Annotated in this window: 22 protein-coding genes; 6 read left to right on the forward strand and 16 right to left on the reverse strand. The window is 58.2% G+C overall.

From position 1 onward, the window contains the following. Nucleotides 1–31 precede the first annotated feature (31 nt). A complete protein-coding gene (locus KUF73_RS29115) occupies nt 32–1,087 on the forward strand; it encodes a haloacid dehalogenase-like hydrolase (protein WP_218441439.1) in 1,056 nt (351 codons plus the stop codon). Nucleotides 1,088–1,245: 158 nt separating this feature from the next. Here KUF73_RS29115 and ilvD read toward each other — a convergent pair whose 3' ends face one another. The 6 genes from ilvD to KUF73_RS29145 form a co-directional block, all read right to left on the reverse strand. Further along, complete coding sequence (ilvD, locus tag KUF73_RS29120) at nt 1,246–3,087, reverse strand: dihydroxy-acid dehydratase (RefSeq protein ID WP_218441405.1); 1,842 nt, start codon at nt 3,085–3,087, stop codon at nt 1,246–1,248. Nucleotides 3,088–3,439: 352 nt separating this feature from the next. After that, nucleotides 3,440–4,645 (reverse strand): multidrug effflux MFS transporter, encoded by a 1,206-nt coding sequence (locus tag KUF73_RS29125; protein WP_218441406.1) that lies wholly within the window; start codon nt 4,643–4,645, stop codon nt 3,440–3,442. Continuing rightward, nucleotides 4,638–5,597, reverse strand: a complete 960-nt coding sequence (locus KUF73_RS29130) for a diiron oxygenase (protein ID WP_218441407.1) — start codon at nt 5,595–5,597, stop codon at nt 4,638–4,640. Before KUF73_RS29130 ends, KUF73_RS29125 begins: the two co-directional genes overlap by 8 nt. Next, complete coding sequence (locus KUF73_RS29135) at nt 5,594–6,673, reverse strand: SagB family peptide dehydrogenase (protein ID WP_218441408.1); 1,080 nt, start codon at nt 6,671–6,673, stop codon at nt 5,594–5,596. Before KUF73_RS29135 ends, KUF73_RS29130 begins: the two co-directional genes overlap by 4 nt. 409 nt (nt 6,674–7,082) lie before the next feature. Beyond that, complete coding sequence (locus tag KUF73_RS29140; protein ID WP_017341306.1) at nt 7,083–8,279, reverse strand: class I SAM-dependent rRNA methyltransferase; 1,197 nt, start codon at nt 8,277–8,279, stop codon at nt 7,083–7,085. A 161-nt stretch (nt 8,280–8,440) separates the two neighbouring features. Continuing rightward, nucleotides 8,441–8,980: a type 1 glutamine amidotransferase domain-containing protein gene (locus KUF73_RS29145; RefSeq protein ID WP_218441409.1), complete on the reverse strand. Its 540-nt coding sequence runs from the start codon at nt 8,978–8,980 to the stop codon at nt 8,441–8,443. 207 nt (nt 8,981–9,187) lie between these two features. Between KUF73_RS29145 and KUF73_RS29150 the strand changes: the two genes are divergently transcribed. The 3 genes from KUF73_RS29150 to KUF73_RS29160 are packed head-to-tail and all read left to right on the forward strand — an operon-like array spanning nt 9,188 to nt 11,227. Next, a complete protein-coding gene (locus KUF73_RS29150; protein WP_218441440.1) occupies nt 9,188–10,003 on the forward strand; it encodes an HDOD domain-containing protein in 816 nt (271 codons plus the stop codon). A 37-nt stretch (nt 10,004–10,040) separates the two neighbouring features. After that, nucleotides 10,041–10,853, forward strand: a complete 813-nt coding sequence (mutM, locus tag KUF73_RS29155) for a bifunctional DNA-formamidopyrimidine glycosylase/DNA-(apurinic or apyrimidinic site) lyase (RefSeq protein ID WP_218441410.1) — start codon at nt 10,041–10,043, stop codon at nt 10,851–10,853. Between the two features lie 53 nt (nt 10,854–10,906). Further along, on the forward strand, nt 10,907–11,227 hold the full coding sequence (locus tag KUF73_RS29160; protein ID WP_218441411.1) for a multidrug transporter: 321 nt from the start codon (nt 10,907–10,909) through the stop codon (nt 11,225–11,227). Between the two features lie 84 nt (nt 11,228–11,311). On the opposite strand, the gene KUF73_RS29165 is transcribed toward KUF73_RS29160, so the two are convergent. The 5 genes from KUF73_RS29165 to KUF73_RS29185 form a co-directional block, all read right to left on the reverse strand. After that, a complete protein-coding gene (locus KUF73_RS29165; RefSeq protein ID WP_218441412.1) occupies nt 11,312–11,563 on the reverse strand; it encodes a YfhL family 4Fe-4S dicluster ferredoxin in 252 nt (83 codons plus the stop codon). Between the two features lie 205 nt (nt 11,564–11,768). Further along, nucleotides 11,769–12,248 carry a pantetheine-phosphate adenylyltransferase gene (coaD, locus tag KUF73_RS29170; RefSeq protein WP_008019993.1) on the reverse strand — a complete coding sequence of 160 codons (480 nt, stop codon included), beginning with the start codon at nt 12,246–12,248 and terminating at the stop codon, nt 11,769–11,771. Nucleotides 12,249–12,363: 115 nt separating this feature from the next. Then, nucleotides 12,364–13,959 carry a GMC family oxidoreductase gene (locus KUF73_RS29175; RefSeq protein WP_218441413.1) on the reverse strand — a complete coding sequence of 532 codons (1,596 nt, stop codon included), beginning with the start codon at nt 13,957–13,959 and terminating at the stop codon, nt 12,364–12,366. A gap of 130 nt (nt 13,960–14,089) precedes the next feature. Further along, complete coding sequence (locus KUF73_RS29180; protein WP_218441414.1) at nt 14,090–14,635, reverse strand: twin-arginine translocation pathway signal protein; 546 nt, start codon at nt 14,633–14,635, stop codon at nt 14,090–14,092. A 28-nt stretch (nt 14,636–14,663) separates the two neighbouring features. After that, nucleotides 14,664–16,094 (reverse strand): coniferyl aldehyde dehydrogenase, encoded by a 1,431-nt coding sequence (locus KUF73_RS29185; RefSeq protein WP_218441415.1) that lies wholly within the window; start codon nt 16,092–16,094, stop codon nt 14,664–14,666. 146 nt (nt 16,095–16,240) lie between these two features. Between KUF73_RS29185 and KUF73_RS29190 the strand changes: the two genes are divergently transcribed. Next, nucleotides 16,241–16,909 (forward strand): TetR/AcrR family transcriptional regulator, encoded by a 669-nt coding sequence (locus KUF73_RS29190; protein WP_218441416.1) that lies wholly within the window; start codon nt 16,241–16,243, stop codon nt 16,907–16,909. A gap of 50 nt (nt 16,910–16,959) precedes the next feature. Then, nucleotides 16,960–17,814: a sulfurtransferase gene (locus KUF73_RS29195; RefSeq protein ID WP_218441417.1), complete on the forward strand. Its 855-nt coding sequence runs from the start codon at nt 16,960–16,962 to the stop codon at nt 17,812–17,814. A gap of 85 nt (nt 17,815–17,899) precedes the next feature. On the opposite strand, the gene KUF73_RS29200 is transcribed toward KUF73_RS29195, so the two are convergent. The 5 genes from KUF73_RS29200 to KUF73_RS29220 all read right to left on the reverse strand — a co-directional run bounded on the left by KUF73_RS29200 (nt 17,900) and on the right by KUF73_RS29220 (nt 23,243). After that, a complete protein-coding gene (locus tag KUF73_RS29200) occupies nt 17,900–18,727 on the reverse strand; it encodes an AraC family transcriptional regulator (protein ID WP_218441418.1) in 828 nt (275 codons plus the stop codon). Nucleotides 18,728–18,731: 4 nt separating this feature from the next. Next, on the reverse strand, nt 18,732–19,730 hold the full coding sequence (locus tag KUF73_RS29205) for a hydrolase (RefSeq protein ID WP_218441419.1): 999 nt from the start codon (nt 19,728–19,730) through the stop codon (nt 18,732–18,734). A gap of 63 nt (nt 19,731–19,793) precedes the next feature. Further along, nucleotides 19,794–20,405 carry a 16S rRNA (guanine(966)-N(2))-methyltransferase RsmD gene (gene rsmD, locus KUF73_RS29210; RefSeq protein WP_218441420.1) on the reverse strand — a complete coding sequence of 204 codons (612 nt, stop codon included), beginning with the start codon at nt 20,403–20,405 and terminating at the stop codon, nt 19,794–19,796. After that, nucleotides 20,405–21,895, reverse strand: a complete 1,491-nt coding sequence (locus tag KUF73_RS29215) for a pitrilysin family protein (RefSeq protein WP_218441421.1) — start codon at nt 21,893–21,895, stop codon at nt 20,405–20,407. The genes rsmD and KUF73_RS29215 overlap by 1 nt, the downstream gene beginning before the upstream one ends. Further along, the gene (locus KUF73_RS29220; RefSeq protein ID WP_218441422.1) at nt 21,888–23,243 is read right to left on the reverse strand and encodes a pitrilysin family protein; all 1,356 of its coding nucleotides are present in this window, start codon (nt 23,241–23,243) and stop codon (nt 21,888–21,890) included. The genes KUF73_RS29215 and KUF73_RS29220 overlap by 8 nt, the downstream gene beginning before the upstream one ends. Nucleotides 23,244–23,497: the final 254 nt, after the last annotated feature.

The raw sequence follows: 23,497 nt of genomic DNA on the forward strand, positions 1-23,497 counted from the left end.
AATCAGGTCTTTCAATGAGGGAAGCATGCCAATGAAGTTCGCACCGAAATTACTGGTCGCCGCACTTTGCCTGGGCCTTGCCGGCCAGGTACTCGCAACGGATTTGAAGCACTGGCCGGCCGATCAGGCCAAGGCGCTGGACGCGATGATCGCGGCCAACGCCAACAAAGGTAACTTCGCGGTGTTCGACATGGACAACACCAGTTACCGCTACGACCTCGAAGAGTCGTTGCTGCCGTTCATGGAGAACAAGGGCCTGATCACCCGCGACAAGCTCGATCCCTCCCTGAAGCTGATTCCGTTCAAGGACACTGCTGACCACAAGGAAAGCCTGTTCAGCTACTACTACCGCCTCTGCGAAATTGACGACATGGTTTGTTATCCATGGGTCGCGCAGGTGTTTTCCGGCTTCACGCTGCAAGAGCTCAAGGGCTACGTTGATGAGCTGATGGCGTCCGGTAAGCCAGTGCCCACGACCTATTACGACGGCGACGTGGTCAAGAACCTCGACGTTAACCCGCCGAAAGTCTTTACCGGCCAGGCCGAGCTGTACAACAAGCTGATGGAGAACGGCATCGAGGTCTACGTGATGACCGCCGCTTCTGAAGAATTGGTGCGCATGGTCGCGGCTGATCCGAAGTACGGCTACAACGTCAAGCCGCAGAACGTGATCGGCGTGACCACGTTGCTCAAGGACCGCAAGACCGGCGAGCTGACCACTGCGCGCAAGCAGATCACCGCCGGCAAGTATGACGAGAAAGCCAACCTCGGCCTTGAACTGACCCCGTACCTGTGGACCCCGGCAACCTGGATGGCCGGCAAGCAGGCGGCGATCCTGACCTACATCGACGAATGGAAAAAACCGGTGCTGGTCGGCGGCGATACCCCGAGCAGCGACGGTTACATGCTGTTCCACAGCGTCGACGTGGCCAAGGGCGGCATCCACTTGTGGGTCAACCGCAAAGACAAATACATGACCCAGCTAAACGGCATGATGACCAAGAACGCCGCAGCCCAGGCCAAGGAAGGGTTAACGGTGACGGCGGACAAGAACTGGGTGATCGTCAAGCCGGAAGAGATTCAGTAATACACGGCTTCAAATGTAGGAGCTGCCGCAGGCTGCGATCTTTTGATTTTGTTTTTCAAGATCAAAAGATCGCAGCCTGCGGCAGCTCCTACAGGAGATCTGCGTAAACAAAAATGCCCCGCACTTGGCGGGGCATTTTTATGTCCGACGGTTAAACCTTACAGCCCGTCGAGCATTGCCTTGTTACGTACCGCACCCTTGTCGGCGCTGGTCGCCAGCAGGGCGTAGGCCTTCAGGGCGGTGGTCACTTTTCGTGGACGCACTTCCACCGGTTTCCAGCCTTTTTTGTCTTGCTCGACGCGGCGTGCAGCCAGTTCTTCGTCGCTGACCAACAGGTTGATCGAGCGGTTCGGAATATCGATCAGCACTTTGTCGCCGTCCTGCACCAGACCAATCGCGCCACCAGCAGCCGCTTCTGGCGAAGCGTGGCCGATGGACAGGCCCGAGGTGCCGCCGGAGAAGCGGCCATCGGTGAGCAGGGCGCAGGCTTTGCCCAGGCCTTTGGATTTCAGGTAGGACGTCGGGTACAGCATTTCCTGCATGCCCGGGCCGCCTTTCGGGCCTTCGTAACGAATGATCACGATGTCGCCGGCCTGCACTTCGTCGGCGAGGATGCCGCGTACGGCGCTGTCCTGGCTTTCGAAAATCTTGGCATTGCCTTCGAAGACGTGGATCGACTCGTCGACGCCCGCGGTTTTCACCACACAGCCGTCCAGTGCGATGTTGCCGTACAGCACGGCCAGGCCGCCTTCTTGCGAGTAAGCGTGTTCGACACTGCGGATGCAGCCGTTTTCACGGTCGTCGTCCAGGGTTTCCCAACGGGTCGACTGGCTGAATGCGGTTTGCGTCGGGATGCCTGCCGGGCCGGCCTTGAAGAAGTGATGCACGGCTTCATCGTTGGTCTGGGTGATGTCCCACTTGGCGATGGCTTCTTCCATGCTGCGGCTGTGCACGGTCGGCAGTTGCGTGTGCAACAGGCCGCCACGGGCCAGGGAGCCGAGGATGCTGAAGATCCCGCCGGCGCGGTGCACGTCTTCCATGTGGTACTTCTGGATGTTCGGCGCGACCTTGCACAGTTGCGGCACGTGGCGCGAAAGGCGGTCGATGTCCTTCAGGTCGAAGTCGATCTCGGCTTCTTGCGCGGCGGCCAGCAAGTGCAGGATGGTGTTGGTGGAACCGCCCATGGCGATGTCCAGGGTCATGGCGTTTTCAAAGGCCTGGAAGTTGGCGATGTTGCGCGGCAACACCGACTCATCGTTGTCGCCGTAGTAACGCTTGCACAGCTCGACGATGGTGCGGCCGGCCTGCAGGAACAGCTGTTCGCGGTCGCTGTGGGTGGCCAGGGTCGAACCGTTGCCCGGCAATGCCAGGCCCAGTGCTTCAACCAGGCAGTTCATCGAGTTGGCGGTGAACATGCCGGAGCACGAGCCGCAAGTCGGGCAGGCGCTGCGTTCGTACTCAGCGACTTTCTCGTCAGAAGCGCTGGAGTCGGCGGCGATCACCATGGCGTCGACCAGGTCGAGGCCGTGGGAAGCGAGTTTGGTCTTGCCGGCTTCCATCGGGCCGCCGGAAACGAAGATCACCGGGATGTTCAGGCGCAGGGACGCCATCAGCATGCCTGGGGTGATCTTGTCGCAGTTGGAGATGCAGACAATGGCGTCGGCGCAGTGGGCGTTCACCATGTACTCGACGGAGTCGGCGATGATCTCGCGGCTCGGCAGCGAATACAGCATGCCGTCGTGGCCCATGGCGATGCCGTCATCGACAGCGATGGTGTTGAATTCCTTTGCCACACCGCCGGCGCGTTCGATCTCGCGGGCGACCAGTTGGCCCAGGTCCTTGAGGTGGACGTGGCCCGGTACGAACTGGGTGAAAGAGTTGGCAATGGCGATGATCGGCTTTTTGAAGTCGTCATCTTTCATCCCCGTTGCGCGCCACAGTGCGCGGGCACCGGCCATGTTGCGGCCGTGGGTGGATGTTTTCGAGCGGTAATCAGGCATGAAGCACTCCGGGCGGCTAATCAGGTATCAAAAGGGAAGTGAGCTTCTATTGACGTCTGGAACACTCAGAAATGGCCGTGTGTCCGGAAGTTGCCGATAACTTTGCGGGATCGCCGCGCGCTTCAGCTTGAGCTCATAAACCCGCCGGGGGATGACTGGCGATGAATGTCGCGATTCTACACGGCTGGCAGCCGGAGGGAATGCCTGCAAACGTGCAGGCGGCATTCACAAGACGTGCGGACGCAATCCCTGTAGGAGTGAGCTCGCTCGCGATGCACTTGAGAGCACCGCGGAGTGTCAGGCTTGCAGCGTCATCGTTAACGACCATCGCTAGCAATCTCGCTCCTACAGATCAGCCGGGATTTGGTATCTGATTGCGGCGTGTGATTGACGCATTAAGCACGATGCCGACGGCGCTTAGGATCAGAAAAGTCAATGCCAAGGTCGTTTGTAAATCGTGTGCACGCAGGGTGATCAAGGCGCTGATCAACCCACCGCTAATGAATATTAGTGTGTTTCCCGCCGATGCGGAGGCGCCGGCATTGTCGGGAAATACGTCCATGGCTTTGGATGTTGCAATGGGGCGGGCAATTGTTGTGCCTGCAGTACAGATGATCATCGGAACCAACACTGTTAGGGCGGATAGCCCAAACAGGCTGGCGAGCAGAAGCATCGTCAATCCTGAAATGAAAATCAGGCTGAAGCCTACGATAATTTGAAAGCTGGCCGCGATTTGACCGGTAAGAACCCGAGCGACTATGCCACCGATAATGTAGGCCGCGCCATATAGCAGTAATGCAAGGGAGAATTCATAGGTCGAAAGCTGCAATTGCTCCATGAAGATCAGGGGCGAGACGACAATGAAAGAAAAATGGCATGAGAAAGCAATCGCGGCGATGAGCCAATAACCGAGGAAGCCAGCGTCGCGACAGGCCCGTCGGTACGAATGAAAGATGCTCTGGTTCGTGGGAATGCTGGGATGTTGGTTTTCAAGAAAGAAACAAGCCTTCAGAAACACGGCGGTAGCCAAAACAGTAAAAATGATGAAGCTCCCGGGCCAGTCCAGTGCTTGCTGTAGCACCGTGCCTGCTAACGGTGATATGCAGATAAAGACCCCGCTGGCACTAACCATCAGAATCCGTATTCGATCCCGGTCCTTGCCGTCGAACAGATCCTGGATCAGTGCCTGCGAGAGTACGAAACAGCCACAGCCGATGGCTTGGACAACCCGGAAAAATAGGAACCAGGCGAATTCGGTCGATAGGACACAGCCTAATGCACCAACAATTGATACAGTCACCCCTGCAAGTAGCAAGCCCTTGCGCCCAATGGCATCTGAGAGCGGTCCGATCAGAAGTTGAGACAGGGAGATGCCGATAGCGAAGAGACTGATGGAAAAAGCGATATTGGCTGGTGTGCTTTGGAAGTGCTCGGCCAAAGCCGGGAAAGATGGAAGTAGCACATCTAGTGGAAAGACACCCAGCAGCACCATTGTCATCAAAAGAAGGACCGCTGCTCGGCGTTTTTTAGCACTGACTGCATTGTTTTCATCAGTCATCGAGAAGTCCTGCCTTGGAAAATAATTGTCGATTAGCAGATAAATCGAAGAGTCCTGCTTTTTTCAATGCTTGCAGAGTCGGGCCTGCACCTGACCGAATGCGGAGGCGGTGTGCGTTATCACTCGTCATATCGAAGAGTATTTGTCCTATGACTGCTTCAGACAAGCCAACACTGCGTAAGCTTTCGCCGAGCCAACGTTCATCAACTTCAAAGAAGGTCAGCAGAGTTTCCAATAGTAACGTGGCGGCGATAGTTCGTTGATCGTAACTCAGGTGTACCCATAGAAAATGGAACACTTCGCAAAAATAACGGCTGTGTCGCGCCTCGTCCGTTAGATGATCTCTGAGCATCTCCTCAACGCTGCATATCAATGTGGTGCGGCAAATCTCGAGAAGTTCCTTTGCAATGATCGTCTCCGAGACGAAGCCAACGAGAAACCAAGCCAGTGCTTTTTGACCATCCGGTGTGCGTTCAATCAGGGCATTCAGTCGTGTGATTCGCTGGGGTATGGCCGGCCTACCAGTCATGCCATAAAAGTTGGCAACTTGCTCGGCGAGACTATAGGAAAACAGCGCGTGGTATCCCTCATCTGTGTAGAGCTGCAGTGCAGCTGTTTTCATCCGTGAAGGAATGGGAATTCCAAGTTCGTCGTGGGCAATGGTTTCGACTGATCGGTTGACGATACGGTGTTCAAGCAAGGTGGTGTAGTCGAGGAAATACACCAAATGGTTTGCGCAAAGACGATGAGTGAGTGCTCTATTTTCTGTTTTGATAGCCGTGTGATTCAGGTAAGGGAGAAAAGCTGGCGGGAACCAGCATCGGGTTTCTAGTTGTTCGTCTATGTCCAAGGGCAAATGATAGCAGTGCTTACTAGTTCGTACTGAGGATCGGGAGTTCCAGTCGCCAAGAGTGAAGCACTGAGAAAGTGGTTTGATGAGAGGCTTGGTCATTGTTCCTGCCTCCGGCTACTTAACAGCGATTTTATTTCCTCGCACATCGCTTGCCCATTGCTCTTGCCGCAACCAACAAAGAACAACGGTTGCTCTGGACTATCCTCAAGCCCCAAAAGCGCTTCGACCTGATCGTCCGTCAAGGCACCAGTCAACCAGGTTTTCAATCCGAGCGAAGTGGCCACCAATTGGAAAGTCTGGGAAATATGACCTGCTTCGACGTAAGCCATTCGGTAGGCTCGCGAATGCCCATATTTCCACCATAGTTTGTCGAATCGGCTGGTGATGAACAGTCCGACTGGCAAGTTACTGATGAAATGTTGTCCGCATAGGATGTGCCCTAAAGATGGAGAAGGTAGGGGTTTAACAAAACTTAGCGCGTGCTCTCTGGGATGATAGGCGTATAGACCGGGCTTCAAGCCGATAACGTGTTGAACCAGTAGAAAGCCTTCACAGGCATTTAGTCCGCCCCCGGATGGACTGCTTCGCCGATCGTCGAGGCCTTCGGCAACACATTCGTCAATGTCGTTTGCACGCTCCTGCAAATAGCCAAGTGAAAGATAAAGCAGCGCACTGACGGCCTCTATGGGAACTGCTTCACCCGTGAAGGTGCGGCAGGTTTTTCGGTCGATCAGGGCGTTTACAAGGCAGCCTTCTGGCAGGCAGGAAGGATTTGGTAGCGCAATCAGTTCGCAGGCTAGATACTCCGACAATCTGGCTCTAGGGGCGGGTGTACTGAGTATATTTGTACAATGGTCAAGGTATTCTTTTGACCATTCATTGATATTTAGAGGGGCATAATCACAAGGGATATTTTTAGTGCCAATATGAAATATTTTTGATAGGGCGTCCCAGCCCCATTCAATGTTGTCTGGCGTGGAGGTTGTAAGGATTCCAGCGCTAAAAAGTTGATTGTCAATAATATTTGAAGTATTAAATGTTTCTGGGTTTTCGATTAGTTTGGCAAGTCGAGTTGAATACTCAAGATTGAGTTCAAATTGTTTGTGGTTTTTATAATCCCAAACTATTTGGTCGGGCGTGCGCGGAATGATGAACAAATAAGGATTTATCTGCATATGGATGGCTCTCTTAGGAAGGCCTTAAAACGCTGGGTAGCCGGCACTCCCCAGCGTCTCATTTACTTAGCGGGCTTTTGGGGAAACCAAAAAAGCCAGGTTGGCGATGGTTGAAACTTCCAGAGTAATTGTTTTCATTTTTAACTCCTTTTAGTATTTGAAATGATTGTCACCTCGTGGTGACAACTCAATCATAGATACTTATTTGAATTTCTCAATGAAATATTAAGTAAGGATTTTCTGGTAGTCGTGTCGGAGTAGTCCTACATTTAGATGCGTTTTGTAACTTTAGTTCGATAAAGTACGCCGCGACGTGGAAATGTGTCTCAGCAGGACGGTCGGGTAGAAGAGTTGAGGAGAAGTAAAAAATAGAAGGGGAGCCGATTGGCCCCCCGATTAATCGGTGTTATCAGCTATTCGGCAGCAACCGGCACGTAATGCTCTTGATGTACCGAGTCTCGGCAATCGCCGGGTGCACCGGATGATCCGGGCCCTGGCCGCCGCGCTCGAGCATCTGGATATTGCGGTCCAGGTGACGGGCGCTGGTCAGCAGGATGTTCTGCAGGTCGTCTTCCGGCAGGTGCATCGAGCACGATGCGCTGACCAGGATGCCGTCCTTGCTGAGCAGGCGCATGGCTTGTTCGTTCAGGCGGCGGTAGGCACCTTCGCCGTTTTTCATGTCTTTTTTGCGTTTGATGAACGCCGGCGGGTCGGCCACGATCACGTCGAAACGTTCTTCGCTGGCTTTCAGCTCTTTCAGGGCCTCAAAGACGTCGCCTTCAATGCAGGTCATTTTTTCGGCAAAACCGTTCAGCGCGGCGTTGCGCTCGACGCCGTCGAGGGCGAAGGCCGACGCGTCGACGCAGAACACTTCACTGGCGCCGAAGGCGGCCGCTTGCACGCCCCAGCCGCCGATGTAGCTGTACAGGTCCAGTACGCGCTTGCCTTTGGCGTACGGCGCCAGGCGTGCGCGGTTCATGCGGTGGTCATAGAACCAACCGGTTTTCTGGCCCTGGATGACCGGTGCTTCGAATTTCACGCCGTTCTCTTCCAGCGCTACCCACTCCGGCACCAGGCCGAACACGGTTTCGACATAACGATTGAGGCCTTCGGCGTCACGGGCAGCGGAATCGTTCTTGAACAGAATGCCGCTTGGCTTGAGCACTTGGGTCAGCGCCGCGATCACGTCGTCTTTATGGGCTTCCATGGTCGCCGAGGCGATCTGCACCACCAGGATGTCGCCGAAACGGTCGACTACCAAGCCTGGCAGCAGGTCGGAATCGCCGTAGACCAGGCGATAGAACGGCTTGTCGAACAGGCGATCGCGCAGCGACAGGGCCACGTTCAGGCGATGCACCAGCAGGGATTTGTCCAGCGGCAGCTTGATGTCGCGCGACAGCAGGCGGGCGCAGATCAGGTTGTTCGGGCTCATTGCTACGATGCCCAGCGGTTTGCCGCCGGCCGCTTCGAGGATCGCCTGATCGCCGGCCTTGAAACCGTGCAAAGGGGTCGCCGCTACATCGATTTCGTTGCTATAGACCCACAAATGGCCGTTGCGCAGACGACGGTCGGCGTTGGCTTTGAGGCGCAGGCTAGGCAGGGACATGACGTCGCTCCGGAAAAAAGAGCGGGAGTATAGCGTGTTGAAGGTCGCGGCGGGTCTGGGGAGCGATGAAACGCTGATGGCCCCTTCGCGGGCAAGCCTCGCTCCTACAGAGTGGTGTGCTTTGCAGGGGCGAGGCGTACCCGTGAAGGCTGTTTCGAATGCTAAGCCGACAACGCCTGAATCAACTCGCGATTGAACGCCGGAATATCATTCGGCTGGCGACTGCTGATGAGTTTTCCGTCCGTGACCACTTCCTTGTCTACCCAGTTGGCACCGGCATTTATCAGGTCATCCTTGAGGGTTTTGTAGCTGGTCATGGTTTTGCCATTGACCAGACCGGCCGAAACCAGAAGCCAGCCGCCATGGCAGATCACGGCGATCGGTTTCCCGGCAGAAGTGCCGGTCTTGACCAGATGCTGGGCATCCTGGTCAATGCGGATGGTGTCGGCGTTCTGCACGCCACCTGGCAGGACCACGGCGTCGTATTGCTCGATGCTGGCTGCGCGGAATGTACGGTCGACCTTGAAGTCATCAGCTGGCTTGTCGTGGTTCCAGCCTTTGACCTTGCCTTCTTTTGCGGAAAGTATGTCGACCTTGGCTCCGGCCTGTTCCAAGGCGTCTTTCGGGCCGGTCAGTTCGACTTGCTCGAAACCATCGGTCACCAGCATCGCAATACGTTTGCCGTTCAGGGAGTTGGACATGGATGAGCTCCTGGATTAAGTCAGTAATTAGCCTGTGGGCATTACAAAATCCGAAGCCGGGGCTTAAATGAAAGTTCCTGCGATTCGCCCATTGGTATGTCGGATCCAACTTTATAAGGGTTAGAATCGCCGCCTGGCCCAGAGTGTGTACTTATGTCCCAAGAGCTGACCTCCGAACAAATCCAGCAGTCCCTGCAAGGCATTAGCGTGCCCGCTCAACCGCAGATCATGGTGGATTTGCAGATGGAGCAGTACATGCCGGACCCGGATCTGGAGGTGATCGCGAAGCTGATTTCCCAAGACCCGGGCCTTTCTGGCTCCTTGCTGAAAATCGTCAACTCGCCGTATTACGGCCTGACCAACAAGATCGCCTCGATCCAGCGCGCGGTGAATCTGTTGGGCAGTCGTTCGATCATCAACCTGATTAACGCGCAGTCGATCAAGGGTGAGATGAACGATGAAACCATCGTCACGTTGAACCGCTTCTGGGACACCGCGCAGGATGTGGCGATGACTTGCCTGACGCTGGCCAAGCGCATCGGCACCCAGGCCGGCGATGAAGCGTATGCCCTGGGCTTGTTCCACGACTGTGGCGTGCCGCTGATGCTCCAGCGTTTTCCCGACTATATGACCGTGCTGGAACAGGCTTACGCCAATGCCGGCCCCGATTGCCGGGTAGTGGACACCGAAAACCAGGCGTTCAACACCAACCACGCAGTGGTCGGTTATTACACAGCGAAGTCCTGGCGCTTGCCGGAGCACGTAACTGCCGCGATCGCCAATCACCATAATGCCCTGGCGATTTTCAGTGATGAGTCATCGCGCAATAGCCAGCTGAAAAATCTGCTGGCGATCCTGAAAATGGCCGAGCATATTTGTGCGTCCTATCGGGTGCTGGGCAACCAGACCGACGACCACGAATGGAACAGCATCAGCCATTTGGTGCTCGATTACGTTGGCCTGTCAGACTACGACTTCGAAACCCTCAAGCAGACTATTCGCGACCTCGGCACTCATCGCTGAGTTTTCTCCTTATTCGAGCGACTGATTCGAGAGCACCATGCCTGAACTGCCCGAAGTCGAAACCACCCGTCGCGGCATTGCGCCGTATCTGGAAGGCCAGCGCGTCAGCCGGGTAATCGTGCGCGATCGCCGGCTGCGCTGGCCGATCCCAGAAGATCTCGATGTGCGCCTGTCTGGCCAGCGCATCGTGCTGGTGGAGCGGCGTGCCAAGTACCTGCTGATCAACGCCGAAGTCGGCACGTTGATCAGCCACTTGGGCATGTCGGGTAATTTGCGTCTGGTGGAAGCGGGCCTGCCGGCGGCTAAACACGAACATGTGGATATTGAGTTGGAATCGGGCCTGGCCCTGCGCTACACGGACCCGCGCCGGTTCGGGGCGATGCTCTGGAGCCTCGACCCGCTCAATCACGAGTTGTTGATTCGCCTGGGGCCGGAGCCGCTGACTGACCTGTTCGACGGCGAACGCTTGTTTCAGCAGTCCCGCGGGCGTTCGATGGCGGTCAAACCGTTCATCATGGACAACGCGGTGGTGGTTGGCGTTGGCAATATCTATGCGACCGAAGCGCTGTTCGCTGCGGGGATCGACCCGCGCCGCGAGGCCAAGAGCATTTCCCGGGCGCGCTATTTGAAGTTGGCGATCGAGATCAAACGCATCCTGGCCGCTGCCATCGAACGCGGCGGCACCACGCTGCGGGACTTTATCGGCGGTGATGGTCAGCCGGGCTACTTCCAGCAAGAACTGTTCGTGTACGGCCGTGGCGCTCAACCCTGCAAGGTCTGTGGGACGGAGTTGCGTGAAGTGAAGCTTGGGCAGCGCGCCAGCGTCTTTTGCCCGCGTTGCCAGAGCTGAAAAGCCTACGGTCTATAGTCAGTGTTCTGACTGTCTAGCCGAAGGATTGGGCCATGAACCGTTGTCGAACCCTTGTCGCTGCGTTGCTGCTGAGCATCGCTGCAACAGCCACCGCCAGCAGTGGCAGCGGCGATCCGCTGTACACCATCCAGAATCCACCCGCTTACGCCATGATCGGCGACCTGCTGATTGCCCGACCTTTATTGGTGGTGGCGACGGTGATCGGTGCCGGGGTGTTTGTGGTGTCGTTGCCCTTTACCGCATTGGGTGGCGGAGTGGGTGATGCGGGGCAGGCGTTGGTGGTGGATCCGGCGAAGGCGGCGTTTGTGCGGTGTCTGGGGTGTATCGGGGAGGGGTTTGAGCGGCAGGAGTGAGGCAAGATCAAAATATCGCAGCCTTCGGCAGCTCCTACATGGGATCCGTGTCGGAGCTGCCGAAGGCTGCGATCTTTTAGGGTTTCAGGCCTTACCAGTAATCTTCCGGTACTTCTCCATCAACTGCTCTTCAGTCTCCTGATGGGCTTCGTCCAGCGGAATGCAATCTACCGGGCAGACCTGCTGGCATTGTGGCTCGTCGTAGTGGCCGACGCACTGCGTGCACAGGTTCGGGTCGATCACGTAGATTTCTTCGCCCTGGGAGATGGCGGCGTTCGGGCACTCGGGTTCGCAGACGTCGCAGTTGATGCAATCGTCGGTGATGATCAGGGACATGCTAACTCCAGCCGGGGCGGCAGGCCCGGGCGCAATAAATCAATGCGCGTAATTGTGCCGCATTGGCGCCCGCAGTGCACGCGGGCGCGACGTACTGTAGGAGCCAGCCTGCTGGCGATGAACCCGAGAATGCCGCGGGGTGTCAGGTTTCCCGCGTTATCGTTGACGTCCATCGCGAGCAGGCTCGCTCCTACAGTTTGTGGGGTTACTTCTTGAAGCGCAGGGTCAGAGCATCCGCCACCACTGGGTGCACGAACTTGGTGATATCGCCGCCCAGAGCTGCAATTTCACGGACCAGCGTCGAGGAAATGAACGAGTAGCGCTCGGATGGGGTAAGAAACAGACTTTCCACATCCGGGGCCAATTGACGGTTCATGTTCGCCAGCTGGAACTCGTATTCGAAGTCCGAGACCGCTCGCAGACCACGCAGGAACACGTTGGCGTTCTGCTCTTTGGCGAAGTGCGCCAGCAGTGTCGAGAAGCCGACGACTTCTACGTTCGGCAGATGTTTGGTGACCTCGCGGGCCAGCTCCACACGCTGTTCCAGAGGAAACAACGGGTTTTTCTTCGGGCTGGCGGCGACGGCAATGATCACGTGGTCAAACAGGCGCGAGGCGCGTTCGACCAGATCGCCATGGCCCTTGGTAATAGGGTCGAAGGTACCTGGGTACAACACTCGGTTCATCGCGTCGTCCTGGCGGGAGTGCGTTTGGGAGTCGGATGGTATCGCAGCCTAACCGGTCGGCCAACTCCCCTGTTGGGTAAGAAAGCACTATAGACGATGGGAATGTTCGCTGTTTTCATGGGTTTTTTAAACGCTCGGCCAGTGAAGTCGCCAGTTGTGCCGTCAGTCCGTAGACCGATAACTGCGGGTTTGCACCAATGCTGGTGGGGAACAACGAGCCATCGTGAATCGACAAATTGCCCAACTGATGATGCCGACCGAGGCTGTCGGTCACGGCGTTTTTCGGGTCTTCGCCCATGGCACAACCGCCCATCACATGGGCGCTGCCCAAGCGCGTGCGGTACAGCTCCAGGCTAAGCCCGTCGATCAGCGTGCGCGCTTCGCCCAGGGTTTTTACGTAGCGCGCGTCGGCATGCATCGGCATCACGGCGTTGGCGCCACCGGCGAACTGGATCTCGGCCATGCTGTGAAAGGCTCGGCGCAAGCCTTCCCAGACATAAGGGGAAACCTGGTAATCGAGGACCGGCGTGCCATCACCGCGCAATTCGACGCTGCCCCCCACGCTGTCCGGGTGAAAACCGTCGCGCAGCAACGCGAGCATGGCGTGGGTGTGTGGCAGGTTGGCCATGTGCTGCGCATTCTCCTGGCCGAAACCGCCGAGTAGCGTGGCGGCGAGTGCCGGGTGCAGCGGCGGCACCTCCAGTTTGTAGGCCATCTTGCCGGTCGTTCCGTCCAGCCATTGGAAATGGTCGGAATAGATTGACTGCGGTGCCCCGTAGAACGGGTTGATCACCTCGTCGAACAACCCGGCAGACATGTTCACCACATGCAGAAAAGTTCGTTTGCCCAGTCGTTTGTGCGGGTCTGGCGCATCTGAACGCAACAGTAGCGCCGGGCTGTTGATCCCACCTCCGGCCAGTACATAGTGCCGCGCCTTGACCGTAATGCTGCGCCCGGTGGGTTCGACGCACCGTTGGTCCATCGCCACGCACTGCAGGCCGGTGACCTTGTCTGCGTTGATGATGAGTTTTTCAGCGCGGGCCAGGTAAAGCAGTTCCCCCCCTTTTTCCAGGGTAGCCGGAATGGTCGTGACCATCATTGACTGCTTGGCGTTGGTCGGGCAGCCCATGCCGCAGTAGCCGAGGTTCCAGCAGCCACGAACGTTGCGCGGAATGACATGCCAGCTATAACCGAGTTTTTCGCAGCCCTTGCGAATCACATCGTTGTTGGCATTGGGCGGAACCATCCACGGCGCGACACCCAGGCGCTGTTCCATTTTTTCGAACCACGGTGCCATTTCGGTTGGGGAGTGGCCTTTGACATCGTGTTCCTTGGCCCAATGTTCCAAGGTCTGCTGCGGGGTGCGGAAGCTGGAGGTCCAGTTGATTAGCGTGGTGCCACCGACCGCCCGGCCCTGGAGGATGGTGATCGCACCGTCCTTGCTCATGCGGCCGATGCCTTCCTGATAAAGGCTGGCATAGGCCTGATCTTCGAGCAGCTTGAAGTCACTGCTGGTCTTGAGCGGGCCTTCCTCGATCAGCAGCACCTTGTAGCCGGCCGCACTGAGGATTTCGGCCGTGGTCCCGCCGCCGGCACCACTGCCGATGATCGCCACGTCCGCTTCGAGGGTCAGGTCCTGGGTCAGTTGCGAGCCGTTGTAGGTTTTCCAGCCACGGGCCATGCCTTCGCGAAACGGATCGGGTACGGGCATCGTTGAGTTCTCTTGTTGTTATGTTTTAGCGATTGTTGTGAGGCAGTTGACGCCTTCGCGGGCCACGCTCCTACAGATATAAACGGTCCCTGTAGGAGCGAGGCTTGCCCGCAGATGGGGCGACACGGTCTCAAACGGTGGGCGGCCCGGGATACCCGCAATGCACCCACGATTCCTTGCGCCCGTACCACGCCATCATCACCAATTGCAGCAACGAGCTGTGGCCCATGCGCAACAGGCTCAGCGAGCTGTTTTCCCAGCGGTCGAGGAAGTGGCGGATCTCATCGCCGGTGGCGTTTTCCCAGCTGCCCCAGATCCCGGTCAACGGCCCTCGAGTCACGGCCATGCCCAACACATCAAACAGTTGCCGGGTCAGCGTGAGCATTTCCGCCGACAGATGATTGAGGTTGTAGTCCAGGCTTTTCAACGTGCCATCGACAGCATCGGGCATGCGTTCAACGGTCACGGCACCGTCCAGCATCACCGGGATCAGTGCCTTCAGAAACAGCAGGTCGCCGCTGCGTAATGTGGCGAAACCGTTGGCCGCAATACTCGACGAGCAACCACTGAGGCTGGCCCCCAACCCCGCGGTGGCAAGAAAGGCGCTGGCGCCGAGGCTGAATTTAAGCAGGCCGCGCCGTGACAGCGCGGGTGTATCGGACAGGCTTGGGCTCATTATTGTTATTACCCGACGGTGGTGATCGTTAGCGGATGAACAGCTTCTGGATCAGTTTCTGAATAGATTTGCCGTACGGCGGGTAGATCAGTTTTGCCGCGTTGAACCGCTGTTTGATCAGCACGCCCTTGGCTTTGCTGAAGGTCAGGAAACCTTCGTGGCCGTGGTAATGGCCCATGCCCGAGGCGCCGATGCCGCCGAACGGCATGTCGTCCTGGGCGACGTGCAGCAGGGTGTCGTTCAGGCACACGCCGCCGGAATGGGTTTCGTGAAGTACGCGGTTTTGCTCGCGCTTGTCGTAGCCGAAGTAGTACAGCGCCAGTGGGCGAGGGCGCTGGTTGATGTAGGCAAACGCCTGATCGAGATCCTTGTACGGCACGATCGGCAGCAACGGGCCGAAGATTTCATCCTGCATCACCGTCATGTCGTCGCTGACGTTGAGCAGCACGCTTTGACCCATGCGACGTCCCTGACCCTGTTCGAACAGCGGAATCAGTAACGCGCCTTTGCTGGTGGCATCGCTGATGTAGCCGTTGAGCCGGGCCAGCTGTCGGTCGTTGATGATTGCGGTGTAGTCCGGGTTGTCAGCCAGGGTCGGATAAAACCCGCGAACCGCCTGACGATAGGCCTCGACGAAAGAGCCGACGCGGTCTTCCGGGACCAAAACGTAGTCCGGGGCCACGCAGGTTTGCCCGGCGTTGAGGGTTTTGCCGAAGGCAATGCGTTCGGCGGCGTCCTTGAGGGGCACATCGTTGGAAACGATGGCCGGGGACTTGCCGCCCAACTCCAGGGTCACCGGTGTCAGGTTCTCCGCCGCAGCGCGCATCACGTGTTTGCCAATGCTGGTGGCACCGGTGAACAACAAGTGATCGAAACGCAAGCGTGAGAACGCCACCCCGATGTCGGCCTCACCCAGTACTACGCAGACCAGGTCTTCTGGAAAGACTCGCGACAACAGTTCCTTGAGCAGTAAACCGGTAGCCGGCGTCGACTCACTGAGTTTGAGCATCACCCGATTACCCGCCGACAACGCGCCGACCAAAGGCCCGATGGCCAGGTACAACGGGTAGTTCCACGGCACGATCACCCCGACCACGCCCAACGGCTGGTAAACCACTTTGGCCGAAGCTGGCTGGAAAGCGACGCCGACCTTGCGCCGTGACGCGCGCATCCAGCCTGTGAGGTGCCGACTGGCGTAATGGATGCTGTGCAGGCTGGGCATCAGTTCGGCGAGCAGGGTTTCATCGGCGCTTCGGTGGCTGAAGTCCTGACTGATGGCTTCGATCAGCGCCTGACGTTCATTGCTCAGCAGATCGCGCAATGCCTTGAGCCATTGCTGGCGCTGGGCCGCAGGTGGCATCGGGTTGGCGGCGTATGCAGCGCGCTGCGTGTCGAACAGGTTTTGAAGTTCTTCCAAAGGCTGCTGCAGGTTTTGCATGTAGGAAATGTCAGCAGTCATGGTCGGCTCCGGATTTATTGTAATGAGGCACTTTTTAGAGTCTATGCTCTAGAAAGTCAAATGACATCCCGGTGCAGCTTTGTTTTATCCCTGTCCGGATAGGTCGTAAGATGCCCGTCAACGCACTCTGAATTAAAGCTCAAGCCATGGCCCCTCGGATCAAAACCAGCGAGCGCATCGTGCAGAACAGCCTGGAGCTGTTCAATCAACAGGGCGAGCGCAGCATCAGTACTAACCACATTGCTGCCCACATGGAAATTTCCCCGGGCAACCTGTACTACCACTTCCCTAACAAGCAGGCGATCATCGCCGTGCTGTTCAGTGAGTACGAAATCCTGGTGGACAGCTTCCTGCGCCCGCCCCAGGGTCGCGCCGCGACGGTGGAAGACAAGCGCTTCTATCTCAAGGAATTGCTCGCGGCGATGTGGAACTACCGGTTTTTGCATCGCGACCTTGAGCACTTGCTCGACAGCGATCCGGACCTTGCCGGGCGCTATCGGCGGTTTTCCCAGCGTTGCCTGATTCAGGGCACGGCAATCTATGAAGGTTTTGTCGCCGCCGGCATCCTGAAGATGGATCGGGTGCAGATCGAATCCCTGACGCTCAATGCCTGGATCATCCTGACCTCTTGGGTGCGTTTTCTGTGCACCACGCGGGAAAACTCCAGCCATCTCAGTGAGCAGGCGATCAAGCGCGGGGTGTATCAGGTGCTGGTACTTGAGGCCGGGTTCGTCACGGATCAGGCACGCGATGCGGTCAACGCGTTGTTCGAAGAGTTTTACGTGCCGCTGGCCCAGGCGTTGGAAGAGCTGTGAGTTAAAAAGTGCAGTAGGATCGGAAACCGTCTTAGTCATAGGAGCCTGTTATGCCCATTGCGCAATTGATCAGCCCGCAAGCACTGGACCTGAAAAAGGATCAGCCGGGGTTGGTGATTCTGGATTGTCGTTTTGCCCTCGAAGACCCGGATTATGGTCAGCGCAGCTATTCCGAAGGCCACATCGCCGGGTCGAGTTTTGTCGATCTTGAGCGTGATCTCAGCGGGATAGTGATCAAAGGCGTGACCGGGCGGCATCCGTTGCCTGAGCCGGCTGATCTGATTCAGCGTCTGCAAGCGCTCGGCATCAGCACCGACAGTGAAGTGGTTTTGTACGACGACGGCCCTGGTGCATTTGCAGCGCGAGCCTGGTGGTTGCTGGCCTGGCTGGGCAAACGTGACGGCGTGTTCATCCTCGATGGCGGGCTCAAGGCCTGGCACGCGGCCGGGTTGCCGTTGAGTCTGGACGCACCGTCGAGCACACCGGGCGACTTTACCGGCGCTGCCGACGCTTCGATGTTGCTCAGCGCCGAACAGTTGCAGAAGCGTCTCGACCAGCCCGCGTTGACTTTGCTCGACGCCCGCGCCTTGCCGCGTTTCAAAGGTGAGGTGGAGCCGATTGATCCGGTTGCCGGACACATCCCGGGCGCACAATGCGCGGCATTCACCGACAACCTGGGCAGCGATGGGCGTTTTCTGTCGCCTGAGCAGCTCAAGCAGCGGTTTGCCGCGAAATTGGGCAATCGCTCGCCGAATGATCTGGTGGCGTATTGCGGTTCTGGCGTGACGGCCTGCCACAACCTGTTTGCGTTGTGCCTGGCGGGTTATCCGTTGGGCTCGTTGTATGCCGGGTCGTGGAGCGAGTGGATCAACGATCCTGCGCGGGGCGTCGCCAAGGGCGAATAAAGATCAAAAGATCGCAGCCTGCGGCAGTTCCTACGGGATATGCATTCCCATTTAGGAGCTGCCGCAGGCTGCGATCTTTTCGCGTCTAAAGCCGCGCACTCCGATACGCCCCCGGCCCAACCCCATATACCTGCTTGAATTGTCGACTCAGATGACTCTGGTCGGAAAATCCCAGCTGCATCGCGACTTCCAGCGGCAAGCAGCCACCCTGCAATAACCCCCGGGCCCGAGCGATGCGCTGCTGCATCAGCCAGGTGTGCGGAGGCATGCCGGTGGCGTGGCGGAATACCCGGGCGAAATGGAAAGGCGACAGGTTCACTGCCGCCGCCAGTTCCTCCAGAGAAGGCGGCGCCGCCAATTGCGCGTGCAGCAGTTCTTTGGCCAGCGATACCGCCCGGTGTTCCTTGCCGGGTCTACCAGCTAGCGCAGTTGCTGCGTGACGCTGCAACAGCAGCAACATCAGCTCCCGCCACACCGTTTGTTGTTGCAGGGCTGTCGCCGGGCTTTCCAGTAATCGATGCAGTTGGCAGAAACCGTTCACCAAGTCCGGATCGCGATACAGCGTGGCACCGAACGCCGGCAGGTGGTGGGTCGGCAGTTCGAGTTCGGCCAGCAGCGACACAATCTGCCCGCTGTCCGGATAAAACGCCCGATACAACCACCCGTACTCCGTGCCTTTGTGGCCGGTGTGCAGTTCGTCGGGGTTGATCAACACCAGCGTGCCACTGCCCGCCAGGTGTTCGGCGCCGCGATAGCGGTAACGCTGGGCACCGGCCATGATCATGCCGATCACATAGCCGTCATGCACGTGGGGCGCAAAACGATGTTCGATGTAGCGCGCGGACAACAGTTCGACCCCAGCCAATGGCGCCGTTTGCCAGAAGTGGATGGACTCGCCCTGATCGCTGTCCATCACCTTACTCGCGACCCGCAGCGGCCAACCACTGAGGAATGCGCCGTTCCAGGTAGTACCCCGGTTGGCGGAACGAACCGTCGACGAATCCGACATGCCCGCCCTTGGCCTGCAACTCGAATTGCGTGCAGGTCGACAGCTCATCAGCCTGCGGCAAGCTGTGGGGAAATACGAAGGGATCGTCGGCGGCCTGGATGATCAAAGTCGGTGTGCGTATTTCCCCAAGGAAATAGCGACTTGAGGCGCGGCGATAGTAATCCTCGGCATCGGCGAAACCGTTCAACGGCGCGGTCACCCGGCCATCGAAATCCCAAAATGTGCGCATGTTCTCCAGCGAGCCGAGGGCCGCCAGTGCTGCCAGGCCATCTTCGCGCCCGTCGTGCTGGAACTGCCGTTGCTTGTTTTTGATGTAGGCCAGCATTTCACGCATGAAATGCGCCTGATAGACCTTGGAAAAACCCTGGCCGATCCGATCGGCGCACTGGTCCAGTCGAAACGGCACCGACACGGCCACCGCGCCGAGAACGCCGCTGGCACTGCCGGTTTCGCCCAGATGCTTGAGCAACACATTGCCGCCCAATGAATAGCCCACGGCATAAAGCGGCGCGAGCGGGCGCTTGGCTTTCAGGTGCTTGATGGTTTCGGCCAGATCTTCGCTGGCACCGGAATGGTAGCTGCGCGGCAACAGATTGGGTTCGCCGGAACAACCGCGCCAATTCAGCGCGACGCTGGCCCAGCCCCGGTCCCCCAGCGTTTTTTGAATGCCGGCCACGTAGGGTGAATTCGACGAACCGGTCAGGCCGTGCAACACCAGCACCAACGGCGCGTCGGCGCTGTGCGGGCCGTGCCAGTCAAGGTCGAGGAAGTCGCCATCCTCTAGCCACAGGCGTTCGCGCTCACGTTCGAGGTGCGTGGTTTTGCGCCACAGTGGTCCCCACAAGGTCTGCAAGTGCGGGTTGCTAAGGCCGAAGGCGGGGGTGAAGCGTTCTGACGGTTGGGACACGATTGTTCTCGAAGCAGTGGCGCGAACCTTCACGGGGGTGCGCGCCTTGTTCAGGCCGGTCGATTAACCGGCGATCTCTGCCATACGTTGCCACAACGAATAATAGACCCGCCCGGATTTTTGCTCCCGGTGCAGACGCCAGTTGCCTGGCAATCCAAGGGTCGATGGTGCGGTTTCGCTTTCGGTATACACCCACGCATCTTCGGCCAGCCATTGACGCTCTTCGAGCAGTTTGCAAACGGCGGGCAGCAAGTTCTGATTGAACGGCGGGTCGAGGAACACCAGGTCATAGGCCGTTGCAGTCTGGGTTTCCAGATAGCGCAGGGCATCGGCGGTCTGCACCTGGCCAGTGGTGCAACGCAACGTACCCAAGTGCTCCTTGAGACTGGACACTGCCAGGCTGCTGGCATCCAGCGCTTGCCCCATGGCTGCGCCACGAGACAACGCTTCGAGAAACAGCGCGCCGCTGCCGGCAAACGGGTCGAATACCTTGGCACCCGGAACGTACGGTGCGATCCAGTTGAACAGGGTTTCACGCACGCGGTCCGGCGTCGGGCGCAGGCCCGGTGCGTCGGGGAAACTCAGCTTACGGCTGCGCCATTCGCCGCCGATGATGCGCAGTTGGTTCACGCCGTTGTGGACGTTGTGAACAGGTTTTTTCGGGCGAGTAGCCATTAATGCTCCGGAACCCCGAGCGGTTGCTCGGCAGGTTTATCAGTGGGGGCCGGTAACGGCTTTTGCGGCACGGTCGGGCCAGCGCTGACGATGACCATTTTGTCCGTGCTCAAGTGTTTATTCAGTGCAGCTTTGACTTGCTCGACGGTCAGGTTCTGGGACGCTTGCATGAAGTCTTCCAGATGACTCAACGGCAGGTCGTAGAAACCGATGGCGCCGAGTTGACCAACGATATCGGCATTGCTGGCGGTGGACAGCGGGAAGCTACCGGCCAGTTCACGCTTGGCGTCGTCGAGTTCTTTTTCGGTCGGGCCGGTTTTAAGGTAGTCGGCGAGGACGTCCTGTACCAGTTTCAGAGTGCCTTCGCTCATTTCGGCACGGGTCTGCAGGTTGATCATGAACGGGCCGCGCGCCTGCATCGGGGTGAACCCCGAATACACGCCATAGGACAAACCACGCTTCTCGCGAACTTCGCTCATCAGCCGCGTGCCAAAACCGCCACCGCCGAGGATCTGGTTGCCCATGGACAGTGCCGCGTAGTCCGGATCATCACGGTCGATGCCCAGTTGCGCGATCATCAGGTTGGTCTGCTTGGACGGGAACTCGATATGGCTGGTGCTGGCCTTGGGCTCGGCCGGTTGCGCGATTTTCGGCAGGGCAGGGCCTTTGGGCAGGGCAGCGGAAACCTGCGCTGCAATCGCTTCGGCTTCCGTGCGGGACAAGTCGCCAACCAGTGCGATCACCACGTTGCCGGCCGCGTAGGCTTTCTCGTGGAACGCACGCAACTGCTCCAGAGTGATGGCCGGAACGGTGTTCGCGGTGCCATCGCTGGAGTGTGCGTACGGGTGATCGCCATACAGGCGGTTCATCAGTTCCAGGCTGGCCAGTTTGCCGGGGTTCTGTTTCTGGTATTCGAAACCGGCGAGCATCTGGTTCTTGATGCGCGCGAACGAGTCGGCGGGAAAGGTCGGTTTGCCGACGACTTCGGCGAACAACTTCAAGGCCGGTTCGCGTTTGTCCGCAGCGCTGAGGCTACGCAGGGACGCCACCGCCATGTCTTTATAAGCACCGTTACCGAAATCGGCACCCAGGCCTTCGAAGCCCTGGGCGATGGCGCTGACATCTTTGCCCGCCACACCTTCATTGAGCATGGCGTTGGTCAGCAGTGCCAGGCCGGGTGTGTCACCGTCCTGACTGCTGCCGGCGGCAAAGATCAGGCGCATGTCGAACATCGGCAGCTCGCGGGCTTCGACGAACAGCACCTTGGCGCCTTCAGCGGTGTTCCAGGTCTGTACATCAAGTTTGCGGTGGCTTGGCGCCTTGCCGTTGAGCTCGGTCAGCGATTGCAGCTTCTGGCTGGCTTTGGCCTTGTCCAGTGCTTCGCTGGCATGGGATTCATCGATCGGGATGAAATAGAACGCGGCGGACCCGATCAGCGCGACGGCAATCAGGCCCAGCAGGACCAGGCGTGGTTTTTTACGCTCACTCATGAGTCGTCTCCTCCGGCAGTACATGGGCGACGCTGAGACGTTCGCGAGTGAAATACAGCTTGGCGGCGTTCTGGATATCTTGCGGTGTCACGCTTTCCAGTTCAGCGAGTTCGGTGTCCATCAACTTCCAGGACAGGCCAACGGTTTCCAGTTGGCCAATCGCGGTGGCCTGGCTGGTGATCGAATCGCGCTCGTAAACCAGGCCGGCAATGACTTGTGCGCGCACGCGTTCCAGTTCTTCAGTGGACGGTGCGGTGGTTTTCAGCTGTTCGAGCAGTTTCCACAAACCGGCTTCGGCCTGTGCGATGGTTTTGTCTTTCTGGCTGTTGGGCGTTGCCGACAGGGTGAACAGGCTATCGCCGCGAGTGTAGGCGTCGTAACTCGACGAGCCGCCCGACACCAGCTCCTCGCCGCGTTCCAGTTGCGTCGGGATGCGCGCGCTGTAGCCGCCGTCAAGCAGGGCCGAAATCAGGCGCAAGGCATTCACCGAACGTTTGTCTTCGGCGGTGGCGATGCTCGGCACGTTGAACGCCAGCATCAGGCTAGGCAACTGGGTTTTCACGTGCAGGGTGATCTGGCGCTCGCCGGGTTCTGCCAGTTCCAGCGGAATTTTCGCTGGCGGTACGTCGCGTTTGGCAATCGGGCCGAAATAGCGCTGGGCCAGGGCTTTGACTTCGTCCGGGGTCACGTCACCGACCACCACCAGCGTGGCGTTGTTCGGCACGTACCAGGATTGATACCAGTGGCGCAGTTCTTCGACCTTCATCCGATCAAGGTCGGCCATCCAGCCAATGGTCGGCGTGTGATAGCCGCTGGCCGGGTAAGCCATGGCCTTGAAACGCTCGTAGGCTTTGGACATCGGCTTGTCGTCAGTGCGCAGGCGACGTTCTTCCTTGATAACTTCGATTTCCCGGGCGAACTCGTCAGCGGGCAGACGCAGGTTGGCCATGCGGTCGGCTTCCAGTTCAAAGGCCACGCCCAGGCGATCACGGGCCAGCACCTGGTAATAGGCGGTGAAGTCGTCGCTGGTGAAGGCGTTTTCTTCGGCTCCGAGGTCGCGCAGGATCAGCGACGCTTCGCCGGGGCCGACTTTCTCGCTGCCTTTGAACATCATGTGTTCCAGCGCGTGGGATAGCCCGGTCTGACCCGGCGTCTCGTAGCTGGAGCCAACCTTGTACCAGACCTGGGAAACCACCACGGGCGCACGATGATCTTCGCGCACGACAACCTTCAAACCGTTATCGAGGGTGAATTCGTGGGTGGGTTGCGGGTCGGCGGCGAGGGCCGAAAGGGGCAGGCAAACTGTGCTGAGCAGCAGGCCGGCAGCGCGGCGGGCTAGAGCATTCATTCGTTTTTAAACCTTTGGGGTTGCCCGCTTGTTCTTAGCGTCAGCGGGCGAGAGGGTGCTAGGATACTGATCCGTTTTACTGGCGGCCACGCCTATCAGACCTTTGATCGGCCGGAAGGTTGTATGGGTTACCGGCAGAAGCTTTGAGTTTGTCAGCTAAACTCTGTGTTTTCGCCGACGATGCCGTTCCAGTCCTTCGTATTAGTCGACCTTTGAGGTGCTGTTCGTACCTCGACAAAATGTTGCGCGTGAAC

The organism is Pseudomonas sp. PD9R, assembly GCF_019200975.1.
In the GTDB taxonomy this organism is placed as follows: domain Bacteria; phylum Pseudomonadota; class Gammaproteobacteria; order Pseudomonadales; family Pseudomonadaceae; genus Aquipseudomonas.

What these genes read in the sequence shown, in the direction of transcription:
- KUF73_RS29165 (WP_218441412.1), bottom strand. Translation starts at nt 11,563, where the DNA reads ATGTCCCTGATCATCACCGACGATTGCATCAACTGCGACGTCTGCGAA.
- coaD (WP_008019993.1), bottom strand. Translation starts at nt 12,248, where the DNA reads ATGAACCGAGTGTTGTACCCAGGTACCTTCGACCCTATTACCAAGGGC.
- KUF73_RS29140 (WP_017341306.1), bottom strand. Translation starts at nt 8,279, where the DNA reads ATGTCCCTGCCTAGCCTGCGCCTCAAAGCCAACGCCGACCGTCGTCTG.
- ilvD (WP_218441405.1), bottom strand. Translation starts at nt 3,087, where the DNA reads ATGCCTGATTACCGCTCGAAAACATCCACCCACGGCCGCAACATGGCC.
- KUF73_RS29190 (WP_218441416.1), top strand. Translation starts at nt 16,241, where the DNA reads ATGGCCCCTCGGATCAAAACCAGCGAGCGCATCGTGCAGAACAGCCTG.
- KUF73_RS29215 (WP_218441421.1), bottom strand. Translation starts at nt 21,895, where the DNA reads ATGAGTGAGCGTAAAAAACCACGCCTGGTCCTGCTGGGCCTGATTGCC.
- KUF73_RS29160 (WP_218441411.1), top strand. Translation starts at nt 10,907, where the DNA reads ATGAACCGTTGTCGAACCCTTGTCGCTGCGTTGCTGCTGAGCATCGCT.
- KUF73_RS29115 (WP_218441439.1), top strand. Translation starts at nt 32, where the DNA reads ATGAAGTTCGCACCGAAATTACTGGTCGCCGCACTTTGCCTGGGCCTT.
- KUF73_RS29185 (WP_218441415.1), bottom strand. Translation starts at nt 16,094, where the DNA reads ATGACTGCTGACATTTCCTACATGCAAAACCTGCAGCAGCCTTTGGAA.
- KUF73_RS29200 (WP_218441418.1), bottom strand. Translation starts at nt 18,727, where the DNA reads ATGGACAGCGATCAGGGCGAGTCCATCCACTTCTGGCAAACGGCGCCA.
- KUF73_RS29180 (WP_218441414.1), bottom strand. Translation starts at nt 14,635, where the DNA reads ATGAGCCCAAGCCTGTCCGATACACCCGCGCTGTCACGGCGCGGCCTG.
- KUF73_RS29145 (WP_218441409.1), bottom strand. Translation starts at nt 8,980, where the DNA reads ATGTCCAACTCCCTGAACGGCAAACGTATTGCGATGCTGGTGACCGAT.
- KUF73_RS29130 (WP_218441407.1), bottom strand. Translation starts at nt 5,597, where the DNA reads ATGACCAAGCCTCTCATCAAACCACTTTCTCAGTGCTTCACTCTTGGC.
- KUF73_RS29125 (WP_218441406.1), bottom strand. Translation starts at nt 4,645, where the DNA reads ATGACTGATGAAAACAATGCAGTCAGTGCTAAAAAACGCCGAGCAGCG.
- KUF73_RS29195 (WP_218441417.1), top strand. Translation starts at nt 16,960, where the DNA reads ATGCCCATTGCGCAATTGATCAGCCCGCAAGCACTGGACCTGAAAAAG.
- KUF73_RS29175 (WP_218441413.1), bottom strand. Translation starts at nt 13,959, where the DNA reads ATGCCCGTACCCGATCCGTTTCGCGAAGGCATGGCCCGTGGCTGGAAA.
- rsmD (WP_218441420.1), bottom strand. Translation starts at nt 20,405, where the DNA reads ATGGCTACTCGCCCGAAAAAACCTGTTCACAACGTCCACAACGGCGTG.
- KUF73_RS29220 (WP_218441422.1), bottom strand. Translation starts at nt 23,243, where the DNA reads ATGAATGCTCTAGCCCGCCGCGCTGCCGGCCTGCTGCTCAGCACAGTT.
- KUF73_RS29135 (WP_218441408.1), bottom strand. Translation starts at nt 6,673, where the DNA reads ATGCAGATAAATCCTTATTTGTTCATCATTCCGCGCACGCCCGACCAA.
- mutM (WP_218441410.1), top strand. Translation starts at nt 10,041, where the DNA reads ATGCCTGAACTGCCCGAAGTCGAAACCACCCGTCGCGGCATTGCGCCG.